Consider the following 792-nt stretch of genomic DNA (forward strand, 5'->3'; position numbering starts at 1 on the left):
ACCTTGGCTTCGGCCTGGTCCACACCCAGGACATGACGCATGCCGCCGACGCGGTGGAGCAGGGCCTGTGGGTGCCCGAGGAATATCCCGCCCGTGATTTGCCGGGGCGCTTTGGGTATGTGCGCAGCCCGCAGGCCCTGAACGAAAAGCAGCAGCCCGCCGCCGTTTGACATGTGCAGGGGGCAACAAAAAAGCCGGTCAACGACCGGCTTTTTTTGTGGAGGAGGCAGGCGCTTATTTGGCGGCGTTGACCATGTACTGCACCACAGCCTTGATCTCGCTGTCGGGGGCAGCGGAGCCGCCCTTGGGAGGCATTGCGCCCTTGCCCTTGATGGCGCTGGCGGTCAGTGCATCGACGCCGGCGGCCACACGCGGGGCCCAGGCGGCCTTGTCGCCCAGTTTGGGAGCGTTGGCCACACCAGCCACGTGGCAGGCGGCGCACACCTGGCCGTACAGCGCGGGGACGGCGCCAGCGGCGGTAGCCGGCGCTGCAGCAGGTGCGGCGCCCTTGTTGGCGGCGGCCAGGGCAGCTACGACGTCTGCCGGTGGGGCGGCGGCCGTCGCAGCGGCGGCCGGAGCCGATGCCGCGGCGGCAGGTGCTGCGGGCTCGGCGAACTTGCCGCCGGCGGCTGCCGTCATATAGACCACGGCACGGCCGACTTCGACATCTTCAAAGTCGCCGCCGCCTTGGGCGCCCATCGCGCCCTTGCCCTTGAGGGCCGAGTGCCAGAGGGCATCGAAGCCGGTCTTGATGCGTGGGGCCCAGGCGCCCGCGTCGCCGAACTTCGGTGC

1 protein-coding gene and 1 pseudogene are annotated in these 792 nt (G+C 69.9%); one reads left to right on the forward strand and one right to left on the reverse strand.

From position 1 onward, the window contains the following. Positions 1-170, forward strand: a pseudogene (locus AC1D0P_RS26345) (DUF2946 family protein); the annotation flags it as partial. A 64-nt stretch (positions 171-234) separates the two neighbouring features. Here AC1D0P_RS26345 and AC1D0P_RS26350 read toward each other — a convergent pair. Then, positions 235-792 (reverse strand): c-type cytochrome (locus AC1D0P_RS26350; protein WP_477679423.1); only part of this gene is annotated, 558 nt, incomplete at its 5' end.

The sequence above is a fragment of the Polaromonas sp. P1_G2 genome, assembly GCF_056405515.1.